Source organism: Arthrobacter globiformis (assembly GCF_046536215.2).
GTDB lineage: Bacteria > Actinomycetota > Actinomycetes > Actinomycetales > Micrococcaceae > Arthrobacter > Arthrobacter globiformis_E.
Genome location: NZ_CM143421.1, coordinates 4,051,028 through 4,069,091, shown reverse-complemented (window position 1 = coordinate 4,069,091; position 18,064 = coordinate 4,051,028). Strand labels below are relative to the sequence as shown.

Genomic DNA, 18,064 nt, shown 5'->3' with positions numbered 1-18,064 from the left:
GCGCGGCCTACCGCGCGCAGGATTATGGATAATTGGGAGCATGCCTATGCAGCGCGACTTGTCACCCTTCGTGATCGCGGAGTTGGCTGCGCGCGAAAGCTGGAAGCGGCGGGACTACGCCGCAGCCTACGCAGGAGCCGGGCACGCCGCCGAACTGGCCCAGGAGGCCGGCGACGAGGTGCGCTGGTGGAAGATGGTCCTGCTGCAGGCAGAATGCCTGCGGAACCAGGGGTCCATCCAGGAATGCCAGCAACTCGCGGCCGAACTCGCTGCCCATCCCGTTGCTGCCTCATCCCCCGACCTTGGCGCCCGGGCGGCCACCCTGCTGGCCCATTCACTGCAGGGCCTGGGCCGTCTTCCCGAGGCGGTGGAAGCCGCCTCCACCGCCGCCCGGCTCGTGGCCGGCGACTCTGAAAACGTGTACCTGCACATCCAGGCCCAGCAGGCCCTTATCGCCGCCCTCGCCGAAAGCGGCCGGCACGAGGAAGCCTGGCTTGAGTGCCTGGACCTTGAGTCCCTGCTCACCGACCACGTGGACGAGGACACCGCCGGCAAGGCCTACTGGGTGATCGGCAACGTCGCTTTCCTCAGCAACCGGGTCAATGAAGGCGGCCACTACCACGACCTCGCCGCGGGCAAGCTCTCCCCCTCGCAGGACGTCGACCTGTGGGCGCGTTTCAACCGGGCCTCCGCGGAAATGCGTCTCCAGGCCAAGCTGGGCGACGCCGCAACGCTGCGCTGCATCGAACGGGCCGAGCTCGCCACCGAGGTGGTGGGCGGCAGCGAACGGGACATCCTGGAGATGTCTTTGGTCCGCGCCCACTGGTACTACCTCACCGGGGACATGGACACGGCGATCAGCCTCCTGACCCCGCTGCGCAGCAAGTTCCCCATCCTCGCCACCCAGACAGCGGCGGAGGCCACCTTCATCCTTGGCAAAGCCCTGATGGCACAGGGACACGAGGCGGAATCACTGCAGATGCTTGACGAGGCGGCTACGCTGTTCGATACAGCTGCTGCACCGGAGCGTAGCGCCACCGTCCGTGGTTTTATCGCCTCAGCGGAGCCTTCGGACCGGCGCCAACAGCAATTTCTCCAGGGGGGGTAAATGCCAGAAGCGACAGTGTTTCCCGGTGCCGCACCGCTGCAGCCGGAGCCATCGGTGCGCCCCGCTCCCGCGCCCGTCGTCACCTTCACCGTACTGCCCGACCTCGCCGTCAAAGCGGTACTCCCCCGCGGCGCCGACCTGAACGAGACCGCCGCCGCCCAGCTGTACCGCCGCCTTGGTGAGCTGGCCGGGGACCGGAGGGTCGCCGTCGTACTTGAACTGACCGGGGTGAAGTCCGTAAACCGCGCCGCGCGGGCTGCCTATGCGGCGATCCCCTCGGTGTCCGCCTGGGCGATCCTGGGCGAATCCCCCGTGGACCGGCTGCTGGGGCACTTTCTGCTGGGCGGCGAATTCAGCTCGGTGCCGGCCCGCTATTTCGCCGCCGAAAACGACGCCCTCGACTGGTTGAGCCACCTTGACGATGTTTTCTAACGACGATCCCCGGCTTGGGAAGCTGCTGGACGGCATCGTCCGCCTGGCCGCCGGGGAACTCCACTCGCGTATTGAGATTTCCGAGGCCAGGGACGAACTGGACGCGGTGATCATGGGCACCAACCTGCTCGCCGAGGACCTGCAGATCATCTACCAGGAGCTCGAGGAGCGCGTGGAATCCCGCACGCGCATGCTCAACGCCGCACACAAAGAGCTGCAGCAGATGGCGCTCACCGATTCCCTGACCGGGCTCTACAACCGGTCGGCGCTGGTCAGCGCCGTCAACGCGGCCCAGACGGAGGCGGCCGACGGCGGGCTGCCGCCGGCCCTGCTGCTGCTGGACCTGGACGCCTTCAAGAGCATCAACGATTCACTGGGCCACTCCATGGGCGACCAGGTGCTGGCCACCGTGGGTGCGCGGATCCGTTCCTGCGTGCGCGACGGCGACATGGTGGCCAGGCTGGGCGGCGACGAGTTCGCCGTCCTGCTCCCGGCCACGACACCGGCCAAGGCGGCCGCCGTCGGAAACCGGATATTGGACTCGCTCAACGGAACCCTGGAGGTGGACGGCAAGACCGTCCGCTGCGGCGCGAGCCTGGGGCTTCGGATTGCGGATCCCGGCGAGACGTCCGAAGAGCTGCTCATGGAGGCGGACATCGCCATGTACGCCTCCAAGGCCGACGCCCGCAACAAGCTCCGCGTCTTCGAACCGGCCATGCTGCACGCCCGGCAGCTCCGCAACCAGCTGGTGGGAGAACTGCGCGAGGCCATCGCCACCGACCAGCTGGTGCTGTACTACCAGCCGGTCATCGAGCTTGCCTCAGGGAAGATCGAGGGCGTGGAGGCGCTGGTCCGCTGGAAACACCCCAAGCGCGGCCTGATCATGCCCGACGAATTCATCCCCATCGCCGAGGAGACGGGACTCATCTCGGAGCTCGGCAACTGGGTGCTCAAGAATTCCGTGGAGCAGCTGCGCCGCTGGCGGAGCTCCCCCGAAACCGGCCGCCACAACTTCGACATGCGCATCAACGTTTCCGCGGCAGACCTGCAGCGGCTCGAGTTCATCGAGGACGTCCGGGATGCGCTGACAGCCGCCAACCTCGAGCCAGCGCTGCTGGTCCTGGAGCTGACGGAGAGCGACATCATCAAGGGCAACGAGCTGGACCGATATACGCTGGCCAGCCTGCGGAAGCTCGGCGTGGGCCTGGAGATCGACGACTTCGGCACCGGTTACTCGTCCATCAGCTATCTGCGGCGCCTGCCCGTGGACCGGGTCAAGGTGGACCGGACACTGCTCACGGCGCTCGGCAGCGACCCCGCACAGCCTGCCCTGATCGCGGCCATCCTGCAGCTCATCCGGGCCTGCGGGCTCGAGGCCGTGTGGGAGGGCGTGGAAAACGCGGAGCAGGCCGAGCACCTGCGGAACACCGGCTGCGTCAGCGGGCAGGGCTACTACTTCAGCCGGCCCCTCCCCGCGGCCGAGTTCACCGAACGCCTCGCCTGGCAGGACATCTGGCCCGGCTGATTCCCATCGGTTGCTCCATAGATGCCCTTTTCCGGGCTGATAAGGGCATCTACGGAGCGCTCGACAGGCCTAGCCCCCGAGGACCGCCGCGGTGGCCTCGGCGATGGCGCGCTCCTCGTCGGTGGGCACCACCAGCACGGGGATGGCGGAAGCCTCGGTGGAAATCACGCGGGGTTCCTTGGACCGCTCACTGTTCAGGCCGGCGTCGAGCTCGATGCCCAGCGCACCCAGCCGCTCCCCCACCAGCGAACGGAACTGGTGCGAGTTCTCGCCGATCCCGGCCGTGAACACCAGCGCCTTGGCCCCGCCGACTGCCACATGGTAGCCGCCGATGTACTTGGCCAGCCGGTAGGACGTGACGGCCAGGGCGGTGGCCGCGCGGGAATCACCGGATTCGGCCGCCTCCACCACCGAGCGCATGTCGTTGTTCCCGGCCAGGCCCTTGAGCCCGGACTCGCGGTTGAGCATCGAGTCGAGGTCCTCGGCATTCCAGCCGGTGCGGGCCAGGAACACGAGGATGGACGGGTCCAGGTCTCCGGAGCGGGTGCCCATGACCAGGCCCTCCAGCGGCGTGAAGCCCATCGACGTGTCCACGGACTTGCCGCCCCGGATCGCCGTGACAGAGGCGCCGTTGCCGAGGTGGGCGATCACGCCGTCGAACTCCTCCACCGGAATATCCAGCAGCGCGGCAGCCCGGTTGGTGACGTATTCGTGCGAGGTCCCGTGAAAGCCGTACCGGCGGATTCCGTGGTTGGTGTAGAGCTCGTCGGGAACGGCGTAGCGCCAGGCGTGCTCGGGCAGGCTGCGGTGGAAGGCGGTGTCGAACACGGCCACCTGCGGCATGTCCGGCCACTTCTTCGTGATGGCGCGGATCCCCAGCACGTTCGCGGGGTTGTGCAGCGGCGCCAGCGGGTTGAGCCGTTCGATGGCGCGGGTGATCTCGTTGTCGATCAGCACCGGCTCGCCGAACCGCTCGCCGCCGTGCACCACCCGGTGCCCAACCGCGTCCAGCTTCCTCTCACCCAGCACCTCGTGGATGGCAGCGTCAACCAGCTCGAGCGCCTCGGCGTGGTCCGCCGGGCCTACCACCTCGCCGTCGCCCTGGCCGCCGTTGGACACGCCGATCCGCTCGATCAGCCCTTCGGTGAGGACGCTGCCTTCGGCGACGTCGCGCACCTGGTACTTGAGCGAGGACGAGCCGGAGTTGATGACGAGCACGAGCATGGGGCCTCCTAAGCCTTGGCTGCTGAAACGGCGGACGGTACGGCGGACGGTTCGGGTGACGGTTCTGCGGACGGCGTCTGCGCCTGGATGGCGGTGATGGCCACCGTGTTCACGATGTCCTCCACGGTGCAGCCGCGGGAGAGGTCATTGACCGGCTTCCGCAGCCCCTGCAAGACAGGCCCGACGGCGACCGCTCCCGAACTCTGCTGCACCGCCTTGTACGTGTTGTTGCCCGTGTTCAGGTCCGGGAAGATGAACACGGTCGCCTGCCCGGCCACGGACGAGCCCGGCATCTTCGACTCGGCGATGGAGGCGTCCACGGCGGCGTCGTACTGGATGGGGCCTTCGACGGCGAGATCCGGGCGGCGCTCACGCACCAGGTCGGTGGCCTGCCGGACCTCCTCCACCGCGGACCCCGAGCCGGAGCCGCCGGTGGAGTAGGACAGCATGGCCACCCGGGGCTCCACACCGAACTGGCCGGCGGTCTCGGCCGAGGCCAGCGCGATGTCCGCGAGCTGCTCCACGTTCGGGTCCGGGTTCACCGCGCAGTCGCCGTACACCAGCACGCGGTCCGGCATGAGCATGAGGAACACCGAGGAGACAATCTTCACGCCCTGCCGGGTCTTCACGAACTCCAGGGCCGGGCGGATCGTGTGGGCCGTGGTGTGCGCGGCGCCGGAGACCATGCCGTCCACCACGCCCAGCTGGACCATCATGGTGCCGAAGTAGCTTTCGTCCTGCATGACCTCCAGCGCCCGGGCCAGGTCCACGCCCTTGTGCGCCCGAAGTTCGGCGTACCTGGCGGCAAAGTCCTGGCGCAGCTCGGAGGTGGCGGGGTCCACGATGTTGATCCCGGCCAGGTCGATGCCCCGGCTGGCGGCGAGCTCCCGCACGTCGGCTTCCCGGCCCAGCAGGGTCAGGTCGCACACGTCCCGGCGGTGCAGGATCTCCGCGGCCTTCAGGATCCGGATGTCCTTGCCCTCCGGCAGCACGATATGGCGGCGCTGCGAGCGGGCACGTTCGATGAGGTCGTGCAGGAAGCGCAGCGGGGTCATCCGCTCGGCGCGCGGCAGGTGCAGGCGCTCGAGCATCTCGGCCTCGTCCACCTGCCGGGACCACAGCCCCAGCGCGGAGGCCACCTTCCGCCGGTGGCCGCTCCAGATTTCGCTGCGGACCTCGGACACGCGCCGCGCCGTGGTGTACGTGTCATCCTCCGTGGCGAACACCGGGAACGGGGCGGAGGCCAGGAGCGGGTAGATGTTGGCGTCCGGGGCCAGCCCGCCGGTGAGGATCAGCCCGGACGGCACGGGGAACTCGGGCGAGAACGACGACGCCAGGCAGGCCACCATCACGTCCGCCCGGTCACCGGGCACGATCACCAGCGCGCCGTCGTCGAGCACGTTCAAGAAGTTGCCCACATTCATGGCGGCGACCTTGACGTCACGGACGTCCCGCTCCATGTCCGCGCGGCCGGCGATCTGCCGCAGCGCCAGCGCCGCGCCAACCTCTCCGGTGGTGGGCCGGGCGATGTCCTCCAGCTCCGGGAACACGTACACCGGCCGGCCGGACGCCCCGGGCTTCACGGCCGCAATGATCGCGTCCACGTCCTCGGGGTCCGCCCGGTTCACCATCATGGCCAGCAGCGAGCATTTCTCCGCGGCAAGTTCCTTGCGGGCGACGTCGACGGCGGCCGCGGCCTCCGCCACGCTGCGCCCCTTGGCGCCCACCACGGCGACGACGGGCGCGGCCAGGTTGTTGGCCAGGCGGGCGTTGAGGTCGAATTCGACGGCGGCGTCATGGCCGGTGAGGTCCGTCCCCTCCACGATGATCACGTCGCAGTGCCGGCCCATCTCGGCGAAGATCTCCACGCAGCGGGAGTCGATGTCCTCACGCCGGCCCTCGGCGAGCAGGCCCCGGACCTCGGTGAACGTCAGGCCGCCGCGGCAGCGCTGGTCATCCAGGTCGAAGCGGGACTTCATGAGCGCCACCATGGGATCCGCGCCGGCGTCCTCGCCATGGACCACGGGTTTGAAGAATCCGATCCGGTCCGCGTGCCGGTGGAGCGTGTCCGCCAGGCCCAGCGCTATGAGCGACTTCCCCGATCCCGGGGTGGTCGCGCTGACATATATCCCTTTGGCCATGACCTGTCCTCTGGTTGGAAGCTCCTGCGTGGAACGTGCTGCATTGGACGCGCCGGTGTTCTGACTGGACGCCCCGAGGCGCGTCCTCCCCCATACTTTCACTTGTTGCCGCGCTTCCGGGAGCAGACAATGGTGTTGATTGCCACGTCGGCGCACATCCGCCGTCCCGGACCCGGAGTGGGCCAGCGCCCCGGGACCGGTCCATCCACAGCAAGGCACCGATCAGCGGCCTTCCGGGCCGCAACGTCCTGAACGATGGTGGTCCCGATGAACACCGCTGGCCGCGCTTCCGCCGTTCCGGCAGAACACGTTTCGGAGAAAACCAAGAAGTACGACGGCGTGCCGCGGCACAGTGCCCCGGCCACCTTTCCAGCGGAGGACGGCCGTGGCCCAGTCTTCGCCTGCTGAGCAGCCGCTGCCCGCCGGACAGTCCCCGCACGGTGAACAGCCATCACACCGTGCCATGGCGTGGCCCGCGGGCCACCGGCTCGGGCTGTTCTTCGTTCTGGCCTTCGCCATTTCGTGGCTGGTGTGGCCGCTGACACTCCTCAACCCGAACAGCTCTCCGCTCATCCCATACGGGCCCGCCCTGGCCGCGGGCATCACAGCCTTCCTCGCGGGCGGCAAGGCCGAGCTGCTGCAGCTGCTCCGGCAACTGGCCCGCTGGCGCGTTGCCGGCCGCTGGTACCTGGCCGCCGCGGGACTTCCGTGCCTGCTGGTGGCGGTGGCGACGGGCCTCACGGTCTCCGGCGGCGCGCCCGCTCCGGAACTCGGCCCCAACCCCGGCTGGTTCATGCTTCTGGGCACCTTTGCATTCACACTGGTGACCGTCGGGCTCTTTGAGGAGCTGGGCTGGCGCGGCTACGCCCTTCCGCTCCTGCAGCAGAACCGCCCGGCCCTGTCTGCGGCCCTGCTCCTCGGGCTGGCATGGGCGGCATGGCATCTGCCGGAGCTGCTCTCGGATCCCACCGGGCAAAGGCCCCCGCTGCCGTTCCTGCTCATGGTCCTGGCGCAGTCCGTGCTGCTGGCCTGGCTCTACAACAGCAGCGGCAGTGTTCCCATCTGCATGGTTTTCCACGCCGCGTTCAACACCTCGGGCGCCCTGGTCTTTCCCGCCCTTCTGGGGCCTGACTACCTCACTCTCTGGTGGACCGTGGCGCTCCTGCATGTCCTGGCAGCGCTGGTGGTTATCGCCGTCGCGGGTCCCCTCCGGCTGGCCCGCACCCTTGACACGACCCCCTCCAATGGGATTACCTAATGAACATTCGGTAAATAAAGCTGGAGGCAACGACGCATGGCTGAAACGGCAATCCCCGGTGTGGTCCACCACATCCTTGAGAACGACTACGCCTCGGAATGGATGGGCATAGAAGTCCTCACGCTCAGCGACGGCCACGCAACCATCCGGATGACCCTCCGGCAGGAAATGCTCAACGGCTTCGGAATGGCGCACGGCGGAATGATCTTCGCCTTCGCGGACTCCGCATTCGCCCTCGCCTGCAATCCCGCGTCGCCCGCCGACCCTGACAGCATCACCGTTGCTGCCGGCGTCGACATCAACTTCCTCAAGCCGGCCTATCAGGGCCAGGTGATCACCGCCGTCGCCGACCGCCGCTCAAGCGCGGGCCGCAGCGGCCTTTACGACATCCAGATCTTCGCTGCCGACCCCGGGACCACGCTTCCGGGTGAACTCATAGCCGAGTTCCGCGGACGCAGCCGTACCATCCCCAAGAAGTAGGAAGCAGACCATGACCCTCCACGCCCCTGAGCCCGCTGTCGCCGCTCCCGCCAACACCGTGCAGCCCGCCGACGCCATCCTCGACCCCGAGGAGACCATGTCCCGGGACGAGCTCGAGGCGCTGCAGCTGAGCCGGCTCCAGCACACCGTCGCGTACGCCTACGACCGCGTTCCGCTGTACAAGCGCAAGTTCGACGACGCCGGCATCCACCCCTCGGACCTGCGCGAACTCGCCGACCTCGGCAACTTCCCCTTCACCACCAAGGAGGACCTGCGCCAGGAGTACCCGTTCGGGATGTTCGCCGTGCCGCAGAGCGAGGTGGCGCGCGTCCACGCGAGCTCGGGCACCACGGGCCGGCCCACCGTCGTCGGCTACACCAAGCAGGACCTGGCCGACTGGGCCAAACTGGTGGCCCGCTGCCTCCGGGCCTCGGGCGTCCGCCCCGGCATGAAGGTCCACAACGCCTACGGCTACGGCCTGTTCACCGGCGGGCTCGGTGCCCACGCCGGCGCAGAGGCCCTGGGCTGCACCGTGATTCCGATGTCCGGCGGTCAGACCGAGCGCCAGATCCAGCTCATCCAGGACTTCGAGCCGGACGCCATCCTGGCCACGCCCACGTACCTGCTCACCATCGCCGATGCCATGGCCCACATGGGAATCGACCCCACGTCCACCTCGCTGAAGTACGCGGTGCTCGGCGCCGAGCCGTGGACGCAGGAGATGCGCCACGAACTCGAGGTCACCATGAACATCAAGGCCTGCGACATCTACGGCCTGTCCGAAGTGATGGGCCCCGGCGTCGCGGGCGAATGCGTCGAAACGCAGGACGGCAGCCACATCTGGGAGGACCACTTCCGCCCCGAGATCATCGACCCCTTCAACCCGGCACCGGGCAGGGAAAACGTGCTGGGCGACGGCGAACACGGCGAACTGGTGTTCACCTCGCTCACCAAGGAAGCCCTGCCGATCATCCGCTACCGCACCAAGGACCTCACCCGCCTGCTCCCCGGCACCGCCCGCCCGGCACACCGCCGGATGGGCCGCATCACCGGGCGCAGCGACGACATGATCATCCTGCGCGGCGTCAACCTCTTCCCGTCCCAGATCGAGGAGATCGCGCTGCGGATCCCCGAGCTCAGCCCGCATTTCCAGCTTGAGCTCACCCGGCCCGAGGGCCAGCGGATGGACCAGCTGACCGTGAAGATCGAGCGCCGTGACAACGTCACCGCCCAGGACAGCACGACGGCGGCCCGCACCCTGCGCGAGCAGATCAAGATCCACGTGGGTTCTTCGTGCACCGTGGACGTGGTGGAGCCCGGCTCGCTTGAGCGTTCCAACGGCAAGCTGCGCCGGATCTACGACCTGCGGCCGAAGGGGTAAGCCTCGGGTTACCCATGCTGGCCGGGATCCGCTGAAGGCGGGTCCCGGCCGCTGGTTTTAGAAAGGGGTCACGGCGTGATCGACCAGCCGAACATCATGGCGTGGTCCTCGTGCGCCAGGTTGTGGCAGTGCGCCACGTACGGGCCCACGAAGTCCCGGAAGCCCCTGTAGAGGATCACCGACTCGCCGGGATCGAGCGCCGCCAGGTCTTCCTTCGAGACGTCGTCGGGGTGTCCCGCATCCCCTCCACGGGTCACGTCTTTGCCGTTGCGCATGACTGTGCGGTGTTCCTCCATGTGCAGATGGAACGGGTGCACCCAGCCGCCGCCGCCGTTGCGGACCTCCCACAGGTTGAAGCTGCCCTTCTTCTGTTGGGCCAGGGGTGAGCGTCCTGCAGGATTTCTCAGGCTCGCGGCCACGGCCGCCGGGTCGAAGGGCTTGCCGTTGATGAGCCACTCGGTCTCCCCGCCCAGGGTGCCCCGCTTCACCTCGAAGACCATCCGGTTGGCCAGCATGGTCTGCCAGTTGCTCGGCAGCGGCGGAAGGGGCCGGAGAGCCGTGGGGATCACGCTGTCGTCCGGTGCGGTCTCGCCGATGACGAACTTGAGCACCGGCACCTTGTACTTGGGATCGGGGAAGAACCGGGACGAGTTGCTCCACATGCGTCCGTTGGGCATCTTCATCACGTTGGTCAGGTACACGACGTCGCCCTTGGTGGTCGGCGTGCCGTCCTGGTACCTCGTGAAATCGATGATGACTTCGCGCCGCTTGGCCGGCCACAGCTCAAAGGAGTCGCGCTTGAGCGGCACTGGCAGCAGCCCGCCGTCGGACGCGATCTGGGTGAACTGCATGCACTGCTGCGCGTCCGGGATGCGGTACTGGCCCTCCAGCTCGTCATCCACGTAGCCCAGCGAGGCCGACGACTTCGGGCCAAGCGTCGAACTCATCAGCTTGAACTCGTAGATCCTCGAGACCGACGCGTCCAGGAAACGGAACCGGTATTTGCGGCGCTTCACCTCCAGGGCCGGGTAGGCGGTGCCGTTCACGGTGAAGATGTCGCCCACGAACCCGTGGTTGGGGAAGTGCTTGTAGAAGGTCTTGCCCCACCACTCGGGGTGCTCTTTCGGGTTCTTCGCGGCGGGGAACTCGCCCTGCACGTCGTGGATGTCCTTGTGTATGGTTTTGCCGTCGTCGAGCCGGCAGTCATAGAAGGCCAGGGGAATGTCGTATTTGACGTCGAACGATCCATCCGGGTTATTGGTCCGGACGCCCGGAAGGTGCAGTCCCTGCTGCTCGTCGCCCATGTCCATGCCGCCCTTCGGGTCATAGATCGGGTACAGGCCCACCATGCCCTTGTAGACGTTGGAACCGGTGTGGTCCATCGTGTGGTCGTGGAACCAGAAGAAGCTCTGCTTCTCCCGGTCGTCGCCGCCGGCCGGCCAGTTCAGGTACAGGTTGTCGACAGACATTTTCGGCCGGAAACCCGGATGCTTCGGCCCGGAAACCATGGAGTAGTGCGGGTTGCCGTCGCTCTCGGGGGCGGTGTGGCCGTTGTGCAGGTGGGTCAGGAAGGACAGGTCGGGTGAACCGAAGTCCTGGCGGTCCAGGTTCAGCGGGTTCTCGTCCAGGTGGTTCTCAAACCGCACCAGGGCCGGCCTGCCGTACTCGGCGTTGATCATCGGGCCGGGGAAAGTCCCGTTGAATCCATGGATGGTGCTCAGCGGCAGCGTGCGCTTGACGCCCGCAGCAATCTTCCTGCCGAACGAGTCGAACGACACCGTCGGTTCGCCGTCCGAGTCGATCTGCAGCACCTGCGACGTGGTGAACGCGTGGGTCCGCAGCAGCACGTCGATCTTGTAGACAATGGGGTCGGGGTAGCCCAGCTTTGAGGGCCAGAGCTGGTGCTGCTCATTGCCCAGCGAGTTCTGCTGGCCCGGGCCTGGCCCCGGCGGGTTGGTCCAGGCGCTGTAAACGGATTTCGGCACCGGGGCCAGTGCCTTGGGGATTGGAAGCGGGTCGCTGAACGGCGAGATGATCAGCGGGCTCGTCGGATACTTCTCGATGTAGAACAGGTTGTCACTGAGCGTTGTCGACGTGGCAGCGAACGCGCCGTCGGCCGACAGCAGCCCCCGCTGGGCCAGCAGCGGACTGGCCCAGGCCTGTGCTGCCGCGAGCGCGGCGCCCGCTCCTCCGGCCGCACCCAGGCGTATCAGCGTGCGGCGTCTCAGCCCGTTGGTGTTTGCAGATTCCTCAGACATGGTCTGTGCCTCCTTGGCATGGGGGCGCAAGCCAACTCTGTCGCCCCGGTCAACCTAAATATGTGTGGTTTCCGAGACCAGTTCCTGACCACAAGGACCTCCTTGTCCTATGGCGTCAGCTCTTCTGCAGCGATTCCCCTGGCGAAAACTGTGGAGTTCGCACCTTGGGAAAAAGCTGATGGACGGTTGCGCGGACCCTCCGAATGGGCGGTCTGGCGGCCTGCGTGAACGCCCGGTCCCGGACGGGCTACTGGCAGTCTGTGGCGTTTTGTCGTGGCCCGTGCAGGGATTACCGAACGTTCATGAGAAAATAGCCCGTATGCCGAGTACAGCAGCCAGCACAGCAGCCCCCACCAAGCGCGGCCGTCCGGGCTACGACCAGCAGTCCGTGCTGCTGATCGCCGTCGACGTCTTCAACCGCCACGGCTACGATGCCACATCCATGGGCATCCTCGCCGAAAACCTGGGCATCTCCAAGTCGGCGATCTACCATCATGTGCCCTCCAAGGGCGACCTGCTGAAGCTCGCCCTGGACCACGCGCTCGGCGGGCTGGAGGCCATTCTGGACCAGCCGGGAGCCACCTCGGGGGCCGCGGACGCGCGACTGGAGTTCGTGCTGCGCCAGACCATCGCCGTGCTCGTGGAGCGGCTGCCCTTCGTCACGCTGCTGCTGCGGCTGCGCGGCAACACGGACATCGAGCGCAACGCCATGGAACGCCGCCGCGCCTTCGACCACAAGGTGGCAGGGCTGATCTCCGCGGCCCGCGACGAGGGATCGCTGCGCCAGGACATCGACCCCCGCACCGTCACCCGGCTCCTGTTCGGAACCATCAACTCGATCGTCGAGTGGTACAAACCGGGCGGTTCGCTCTCGCCGGAAAAGCTGTCCGACGACGTCATCAGCATGGCGTTCGACGGCCTGCACGCCAAGCCCTGAGCCGGGCCTCCCGCCGCTCAACAATTGGGCGTTGACGCCGGGTGTCCGGGGTGCCCACCCTGAATGCATGGCCACGAAACTGTCGGAGCTTCTGTTCGGCGCATTCCCTGATCTGCGGTACCAGCCCACGTCCAAAAGGATCCGGGCGGGCATCGACGGAAGTCCCGTCGTCGACACGCAGGAAGCCCTCCTGGTCTGGGAACCGAAACGCGTCACCCCGGTGTATGCCGTTCCCGAGAAGGATCTGCTGGCACGGCTAGAGCCGCCCGCGGCGGCGGGGGACGGCGGGCCGGACGAGCTTCCCGTCCGGCTGTCCGCCGATGCCCCGCAGTCGCTGGACCCGCGGACCGGCTTCCGGCGGCACACGGCGGAGGGCGAGGAGCTCGACGTCGTGGCGTCTGCGTTCAGTGTTCCCCGCGCAGCGTTCCGGCCCTCCGACCCGGACCTGGAAGGGTACGTCATCCTGGATTTCGGCGCGTTCCACTGGCTCGAGGATCACGAGGAAATCATCGGCCACCCGCGGGACCCGTTCCACCGCGTGGATATCCGCGCCACTCTGCGGCACATCGAAGTAAAGCTCGACGGCGTGCTGCTCGCCGACACCGTCGGCGCCCACCTGCTGTACGAGACGCTGCTTCCCGTGCGGTACTACATCCCGCCCGAGGACGTCCGGTTGGACCTGCTCGAGTCCAGCCCGCACCGGACCGTCTGCCCCTACAAGGGCGAGGCCAGATACTGGAGCTACCCTGAGTCGCCCAAAGGCAGGAACATCGCTTGGGCCTATGACTCGCGGTTCATCGACGCGCGGCAGATCCACGGCCTGGTCTGCTTCTTCAACGAGCGCGCCGACGTGTTCGTGGACGGCGAGCCGCAGGACCACCCGGTCACCCCCTGGTCCTGACCGCTCCCTCACCTTTCGCCGCTTAAAACCAAACCCTCTCTCACATCCTGCGGCTTTCCCCCAACCCCCTCTCACATCCTGCGGCTTTCCCCGAACCCTCTCTCACATCCTGCGGCTTTCCCCAACCCCCTCTCACATCCTGCGGCTTTCCCCCGAACCCTCTCTCACCTTTCGCCGCTTAAAACCAAACCCTTCCTCAGCTAGGTGAGGAAGGGTTTGGGGACCTGCGGCAGTGCGCGGATCAGAGCTGATACTCAGCCTGTGTTCCGAGCCTCTCGTGAATGCAGAGGATGTTGTTTTCGGTATCCATGAACCAGGCGCATTTCTCGGCGTCGGTTGTACAGATGTGGTGATCGGTCCTCAGGTCGGGGAGGTCATAGTCCTGGAACCGGACGCCCCTGGACTCCATGTCCTGGACGGTCCGCTCAATGTCAGTGACCTCGAAACTAAGTGTGGTGTGCTCGGAGTGCTTTCCATCTTTCACAGGCATCAGCTGCAGCATCGGGCCGTCAGCGTTGCCAAATAAATCGCTTCCATCCTCAGCCTTGCCGCGGTGTGGGAGGCCCAACGTTTCCGCGTAAAATCCGCGGGCGCGGTCCGGATCATCGACAGGCAGGACGGTTGTGGCTGTTCTTAGTGCTAGGGTCATTTCGCCACCTCCTACGGGGGTCATTTTACGCCCGGAAAACCCCGAAAGATCAGGGAAATTCCGCCCAACACCGCACGACCTGAGAGGGCGTCCAGGAAAAACCCGCAGCACCTGCTAGGGCGTCCGGGAAAAACCCGCAGGACCTGATAGAGCGTCCGGGAAAAACCCGCAGGAAGTGAGAGAGGATCCGGTTACTTCTCCACGAGGGTGAGGACGTCGTAGGTGGCCACGATTTCGTCGTTCTGGTTGGTCAGGACGGCGTCCCAGGCCACCTCGCCGTACTCGTCGGTCTCGCGCGGAGTGATCTTCTTGGCGGTCAGCGTCACCCGGATGGAGTCGCCCGCAGCTACAGGGGTGATGAAGCGCAGGTTCTCCAGGCCGTAGTTGGCCAGGACCGGGCCCGGCGCTGGCTCCACGAACAGGCCCGCGGCCCAGCTCAGCAGCAGGTAGCCGTGCGCCACGATGCCCGGGAAGAACGGGTTGGCTTCGGCAGCTTCCTGGTTGGTGTGGGCGTAGAAGGTGTCGCCGGTTGAGTTGGCGAAGGCCGTGATGTCCTCAAGCGCTACCTGCCGCAGGTCGGAGCGGACGGCGTCGCCGATCCGCAGGGTCTCCAGCGACTTGCGGAACGGGTGGGTGCCCTCGGTCTCCACGGTGAAGTTGCGGTCGGCTCCGGTGTGCCAGATCCCTGTCACGGCGGTCAGCATGTTGGGCGAGCCCTGGATGGCGGTGCGCTGCATGTGGTGCATCACCGAACGGATGCCGCCCAGTTCCTCGCCGCCGCCGGCACGTCCCGGCCCGCCATGGACCAGGTGCGGCACGGGCGAGCCGTGGCCCGTTGACGAGCGGGCGTCCTCGCGGTTCAGCATCAGGACACGGCCGTGGTGGGCTGCGATGCCCGTGACCAGTTCCTGTGCCACGGAAGGATCGTTGGTGCAGACCGAGGCGACCAGTGAACCGCCGCCGCGGGCGGCGAGCCGGACGGCGTCGGGAATGTCTTTGTATCCGATCACGGACGACACCGGGCCGAACGCCTCCAGCGAGTGGACCGGCTCGGCCCCCGCGTCAGCCCAGCTGAGCACCACGGGAGACATGAAGGCACCGCCTTCGACGACGCCCGTTGCGCCGTCAGCGCTGGTGACCGACGGCGAATCGAGGGTTCCGTACGCAAGCTCACCGCCGGCGTCGAGCATGGACTGCACGGCAGCCCGGACATCGGCGAGCTGTTCCAGGGAGGCGAGCGCACCCATGGTGACGCCCTCCGCCCGGGGATCGCCCAGCACCACGCGCTGCTCCAGCCGGGCGCGGAGGGCGGATACGACGGCGGGCACCAGGTCCTGCGGCACAATGGCGCGGCGGATCGCGGTGCACTTCTGGCCGGCCTTCACAGTCATCTCCGTGACCACGGACTTGATGAAGGCGTCGAATTCCGGGGTGCCCTCTACGGCGTCAGGGCCGAGGATCGCGGCGTTCAGGGAGTCGGTCTCGGACGTGAACCGCACGCCGCCCAGCACCACGTTCGGGTGGGACCTGAGGGACTGCGAGGTGGACGCCGAACCGGTGAAGGCCACGAGGTCGCGGTAGTCCAGCACGTCCAGCAGCCCTCGGACCGAGCCGGAAATCAGCTGCAGCGAGCCCTTGGGCAGGATGTTGGATTCGATGATGGCCTTCACCACCGCCGCTGCGACGTAGCCCGTGGGCGTGGCCGGCTTGACGATGGTGGGGACGCCGGCGAGGAACGCGGGCGCAAGCTTCTCCAGCATGCCCCAGACCGGGAAGTTGAAGGCGTTGATCTGCACGGCGACGCCGGGGATGCGGGTGTAGATGTGCTCGCCGGCAAACGATCCGTCCTTGGACAGCACCTCCATGGGCCCGTCCACCACCACCTGGGCGTTGGGCAGCTCGCGCCGGCCCTTGGACCCGAACGTGAACAGCACGCCGATGCCGCCGTCGATGTCGATCATCGAGTCGATTTTCGTGGCACCGGTCTGCGCGGAGAACGCGTAGAAGTGCTCGCGGCGCGCGTTCAGGTATTGCGCCAGTTCCTTGAGCTTGAGGGCGCGCTGGTGGAAGGTCAGGGTGCCGAGTTCAGTCTGGCCGGTGGTGCGGCCGTAATCCACGACGGCGGCCAGGTCCAGGCCGTCCGTGCTCACCTTGGCCAGGATCTCCCCCGTACTGGCATCCCGGACGGCAACGGCGGAAGCCGCCGAGCCGGCGTCGGGAGTCCACCAGGAATCCTGCACGAAACTGGGGACGGTTTCCACGGTGTCCAGGGTGGCTTCGGGGGCAGCGGCGGTGGTGGTCATCGTTGACGGGTCCTTCCAACGGGGGACAAATCTGATCCGGCCAGAACATTACTGACCGTCCGTTCGGTAATATGTCTACAGTACATGAATGTGCCCCGCTGCACACTAGTGCCACCGCACACTACCCAAGGAGAGCCATGAAGCCCGACGCCCCGGACGCAGAACTGACAGACCTGTGGAAGATCACCCTCGGCGAGCTGGACGAGAAGATGGGCGTGAAAATCGTCGAGGAGTCCGTCGAGCGCGTCGTGGCCACCATGCCGGTGGAGGGGAACCGGCAGTCGTTCGGCCTGCTGCACGGCGGCGCCTCGCTGGCCGTCGGCGAGGCCGTGGGGTCGTGGGCCGCGGTGATCCACGCCAGCACCCTGGGCAAGACCGCCGTCGGCGTCGATGTCTCCGCCACGCACCACCGGTCCGCCCGGAGCGGCCTCATCACCATCACGGCCACGCCCATCCACCTCGGCGGGACGCTGACCACGCACGAGGTTCTGATCACCAATGAGGCGGGTCAGCGGCTGTGCACGCTGCGGATCACCAACATGCTGCTCGCCCCGAGGGCCTGACGCCCCCGCGCCGCCCGGCGCCATCCGGACAGCCACACTTCCGGGGGCGCCCCGGCTAGGCTGATCCCGTGACCGAGCTTGGCAGCCTGACTCCCACCCTGATCGCGGTGGGCCTCCTGATGGCGCTGACGGCCGCCGTCCTCAGCGGTTTCCGGGTTCCGCATGCCTTCGCGCCGGCACTCGCCATCCTCCGCGGCGCGGCGCAGCTCGCCGCCGTCAGCCTGATCCTCGGCGCCGTGATCGCCAGCGCAGAATGGGTGGCCGTGGCGCTCGGCGTCATGTTCACCGTGGCCGCCGTTACCGCCGCACGCCGCCTCGCCTGGTCCTGGCGCCGCCTTGCCGTTGTGGCCGGCTCGATGGCCGCCGGCATCCTCGCCTCGCTGGTCATCGTCTTCGGCACCGGCGCCATCGAGCTCACGTCCCGCTACGCGCTGGCGATCGGCGGGATCGTCGTCGGCAATTCCATGGCGATTGCCGGGCTCGCGGGCCGCAGGTTCAACGAGGCCGTGATCGACCGCTGGGACCAGGTGGAGGGCTGGCTCGCGCTGGGCGCCACTCCGAGGCAGGCCACCCGCGAAATGGCCCGCGGAGCCGTGTACTCCGCGCTCATTCCCACCGTGGACCAGACCAAGACGACAGGCCTGGTGACGCTGCCGGGAGCCTTCGTGGGGGCGATCTTCGGCGGTCTTTCGCCGCTGGAGGCGGCCCGGTTCCAGATCGTGGTGCTTGCCTCGATCATGGCCGCCGGGTCGGTCACTGCCATCCTGCTCATCAGCCTGCTGGCCCCGGTCCGGGTGCGCCCGGCACCGCTCGCGTAGGCCTCAGAAGCCAGCGCCTAATCGGCTGCGGCCGGCGTACGACGGCGGCACGGCCACGGGTGCCACCGCCAGCCTTTCGAACCCGG

Annotated in this window: 15 protein-coding genes; 10 read left to right on the top strand and 5 right to left on the bottom strand. The window is 67.4% G+C overall.

Features of this window, described 5'->3' with window-relative positions:
- The first annotated feature begins 46 nt into the window (after nucleotides 1–46).
- From R5O87_RS18350 to R5O87_RS18340, 3 genes are read left to right on the top strand one after another with little or no spacing between them, the layout of a single operon-like run.
- Nucleotides 47–1,108 carry a tetratricopeptide repeat protein gene (locus tag R5O87_RS18350; RefSeq protein WP_462836333.1) on the top strand — a complete coding sequence of 354 codons (1,062 nt, stop codon included), beginning with the start codon at nucleotides 47–49 and terminating at the stop codon, nucleotides 1,106–1,108.
- The gene (locus tag R5O87_RS18345; RefSeq protein WP_410556005.1) at nucleotides 1,109–1,540 is read left to right on the top strand and encodes a DUF7793 family protein; all 432 of its coding nucleotides are present in this window, start codon (nucleotides 1,109–1,111) and stop codon (nucleotides 1,538–1,540) included.
- Nucleotides 1,530–3,065 (top strand): putative bifunctional diguanylate cyclase/phosphodiesterase, encoded by a 1,536-nt coding sequence (locus tag R5O87_RS18340; RefSeq protein WP_410556068.1) that lies wholly within the window; start codon nucleotides 1,530–1,532, stop codon nucleotides 3,063–3,065. The genes R5O87_RS18345 and R5O87_RS18340 overlap by 11 nt, the downstream gene beginning before the upstream one ends.
- Before the next feature lie 69 nt (nucleotides 3,066–3,134).
- On the opposite strand, the gene R5O87_RS18335 is transcribed toward R5O87_RS18340, so the two are convergent.
- Both R5O87_RS18335 and pta read right to left on the bottom strand, forming a co-directional pair.
- On the bottom strand, nucleotides 3,135–4,289 hold the full coding sequence (locus R5O87_RS18335) for an acetate kinase (RefSeq protein ID WP_410556006.1): 1,155 nt from the start codon (nucleotides 4,287–4,289) through the stop codon (nucleotides 3,135–3,137).
- Nucleotides 4,290–4,297: 8 nt separating this feature from the next.
- Nucleotides 4,298–6,430, bottom strand: coding sequence for a phosphate acetyltransferase (gene pta / locus R5O87_RS18330; RefSeq protein WP_410556007.1), 2,133 nt, complete (start codon nucleotides 6,428–6,430; stop codon nucleotides 4,298–4,300).
- A 385-nt stretch (nucleotides 6,431–6,815) separates the two neighbouring features.
- Here pta and R5O87_RS18325 point away from each other — a divergent pair, with 385 nt between their 5' ends.
- The 3 genes from R5O87_RS18325 to paaK are packed head-to-tail and all read left to right on the top strand — an operon-like array spanning nucleotide 6,816 to nucleotide 9,549.
- A complete protein-coding gene (locus R5O87_RS18325; protein ID WP_410556008.1) occupies nucleotides 6,816–7,688 on the top strand; it encodes a CPBP family intramembrane glutamic endopeptidase in 873 nt (290 codons plus the stop codon).
- A 36-nt stretch (nucleotides 7,689–7,724) separates the two neighbouring features.
- Nucleotides 7,725–8,168, top strand: coding sequence for a hydroxyphenylacetyl-CoA thioesterase PaaI (paaI, locus tag R5O87_RS18320; protein ID WP_410556009.1), 444 nt, complete (start codon nucleotides 7,725–7,727; stop codon nucleotides 8,166–8,168).
- A gap of 10 nt (nucleotides 8,169–8,178) precedes the next feature.
- Entirely contained in the window at nucleotides 8,179–9,549 is a 1,371-nt protein-coding gene (paaK, locus tag R5O87_RS18315; protein ID WP_410556010.1) for a phenylacetate--CoA ligase PaaK, read from the top strand.
- A gap of 68 nt (nucleotides 9,550–9,617) precedes the next feature.
- Here the strand turns inward: paaK and R5O87_RS18310 are convergent, their stop codons facing one another.
- Nucleotides 9,618–11,807: a multicopper oxidase family protein gene (locus R5O87_RS18310; protein ID WP_410556011.1), complete on the bottom strand. Its 2,190-nt coding sequence runs from the start codon at nucleotides 11,805–11,807 to the stop codon at nucleotides 9,618–9,620.
- A gap of 319 nt (nucleotides 11,808–12,126) precedes the next feature.
- On the opposite strand from R5O87_RS18310, the gene R5O87_RS18305 reads away from it, so the two are divergent.
- Both R5O87_RS18305 and R5O87_RS18300 read left to right on the top strand, forming a co-directional pair.
- On the top strand, nucleotides 12,127–12,744 hold the full coding sequence (locus tag R5O87_RS18305) for a TetR/AcrR family transcriptional regulator (RefSeq protein WP_410556012.1): 618 nt from the start codon (nucleotides 12,127–12,129) through the stop codon (nucleotides 12,742–12,744).
- 67 nt (nucleotides 12,745–12,811) lie between these two features.
- The gene (locus R5O87_RS18300; RefSeq protein ID WP_410556013.1) at nucleotides 12,812–13,645 is read left to right on the top strand and encodes a DUF427 domain-containing protein; all 834 of its coding nucleotides are present in this window, start codon (nucleotides 12,812–12,814) and stop codon (nucleotides 13,643–13,645) included.
- 241 nt (nucleotides 13,646–13,886) lie between these two features.
- Here R5O87_RS18300 and R5O87_RS18295 read toward each other — a convergent pair whose 3' ends face one another.
- Together R5O87_RS18295 and paaZ are read right to left on the bottom strand one after the other, a co-directional pair.
- Entirely contained in the window at nucleotides 13,887–14,294 is a 408-nt protein-coding gene (locus R5O87_RS18295; RefSeq protein WP_331572255.1) for a VOC family protein, read from the bottom strand.
- Nucleotides 14,295–14,485: 191 nt separating this feature from the next.
- Nucleotides 14,486–16,597 carry a phenylacetic acid degradation bifunctional protein PaaZ gene (gene paaZ, locus R5O87_RS18290; RefSeq protein ID WP_410556014.1) on the bottom strand — a complete coding sequence of 704 codons (2,112 nt, stop codon included), beginning with the start codon at nucleotides 16,595–16,597 and terminating at the stop codon, nucleotides 14,486–14,488.
- Nucleotides 16,598–16,734: 137 nt separating this feature from the next.
- Here paaZ and R5O87_RS18285 point away from each other — a divergent pair, with 137 nt between their 5' ends.
- Nucleotides 16,735–17,160: a PaaI family thioesterase gene (locus tag R5O87_RS18285; protein ID WP_331572251.1), complete on the top strand. Its 426-nt coding sequence runs from the start codon at nucleotides 16,735–16,737 to the stop codon at nucleotides 17,158–17,160.
- A gap of 68 nt (nucleotides 17,161–17,228) precedes the next feature.
- Nucleotides 17,229–17,978 carry an ABC transporter permease gene (locus R5O87_RS18280; RefSeq protein WP_410556016.1) on the top strand — a complete coding sequence of 250 codons (750 nt, stop codon included), beginning with the start codon at nucleotides 17,229–17,231 and terminating at the stop codon, nucleotides 17,976–17,978.
- Nucleotides 17,979–18,064: the final 86 nt, after the last annotated feature.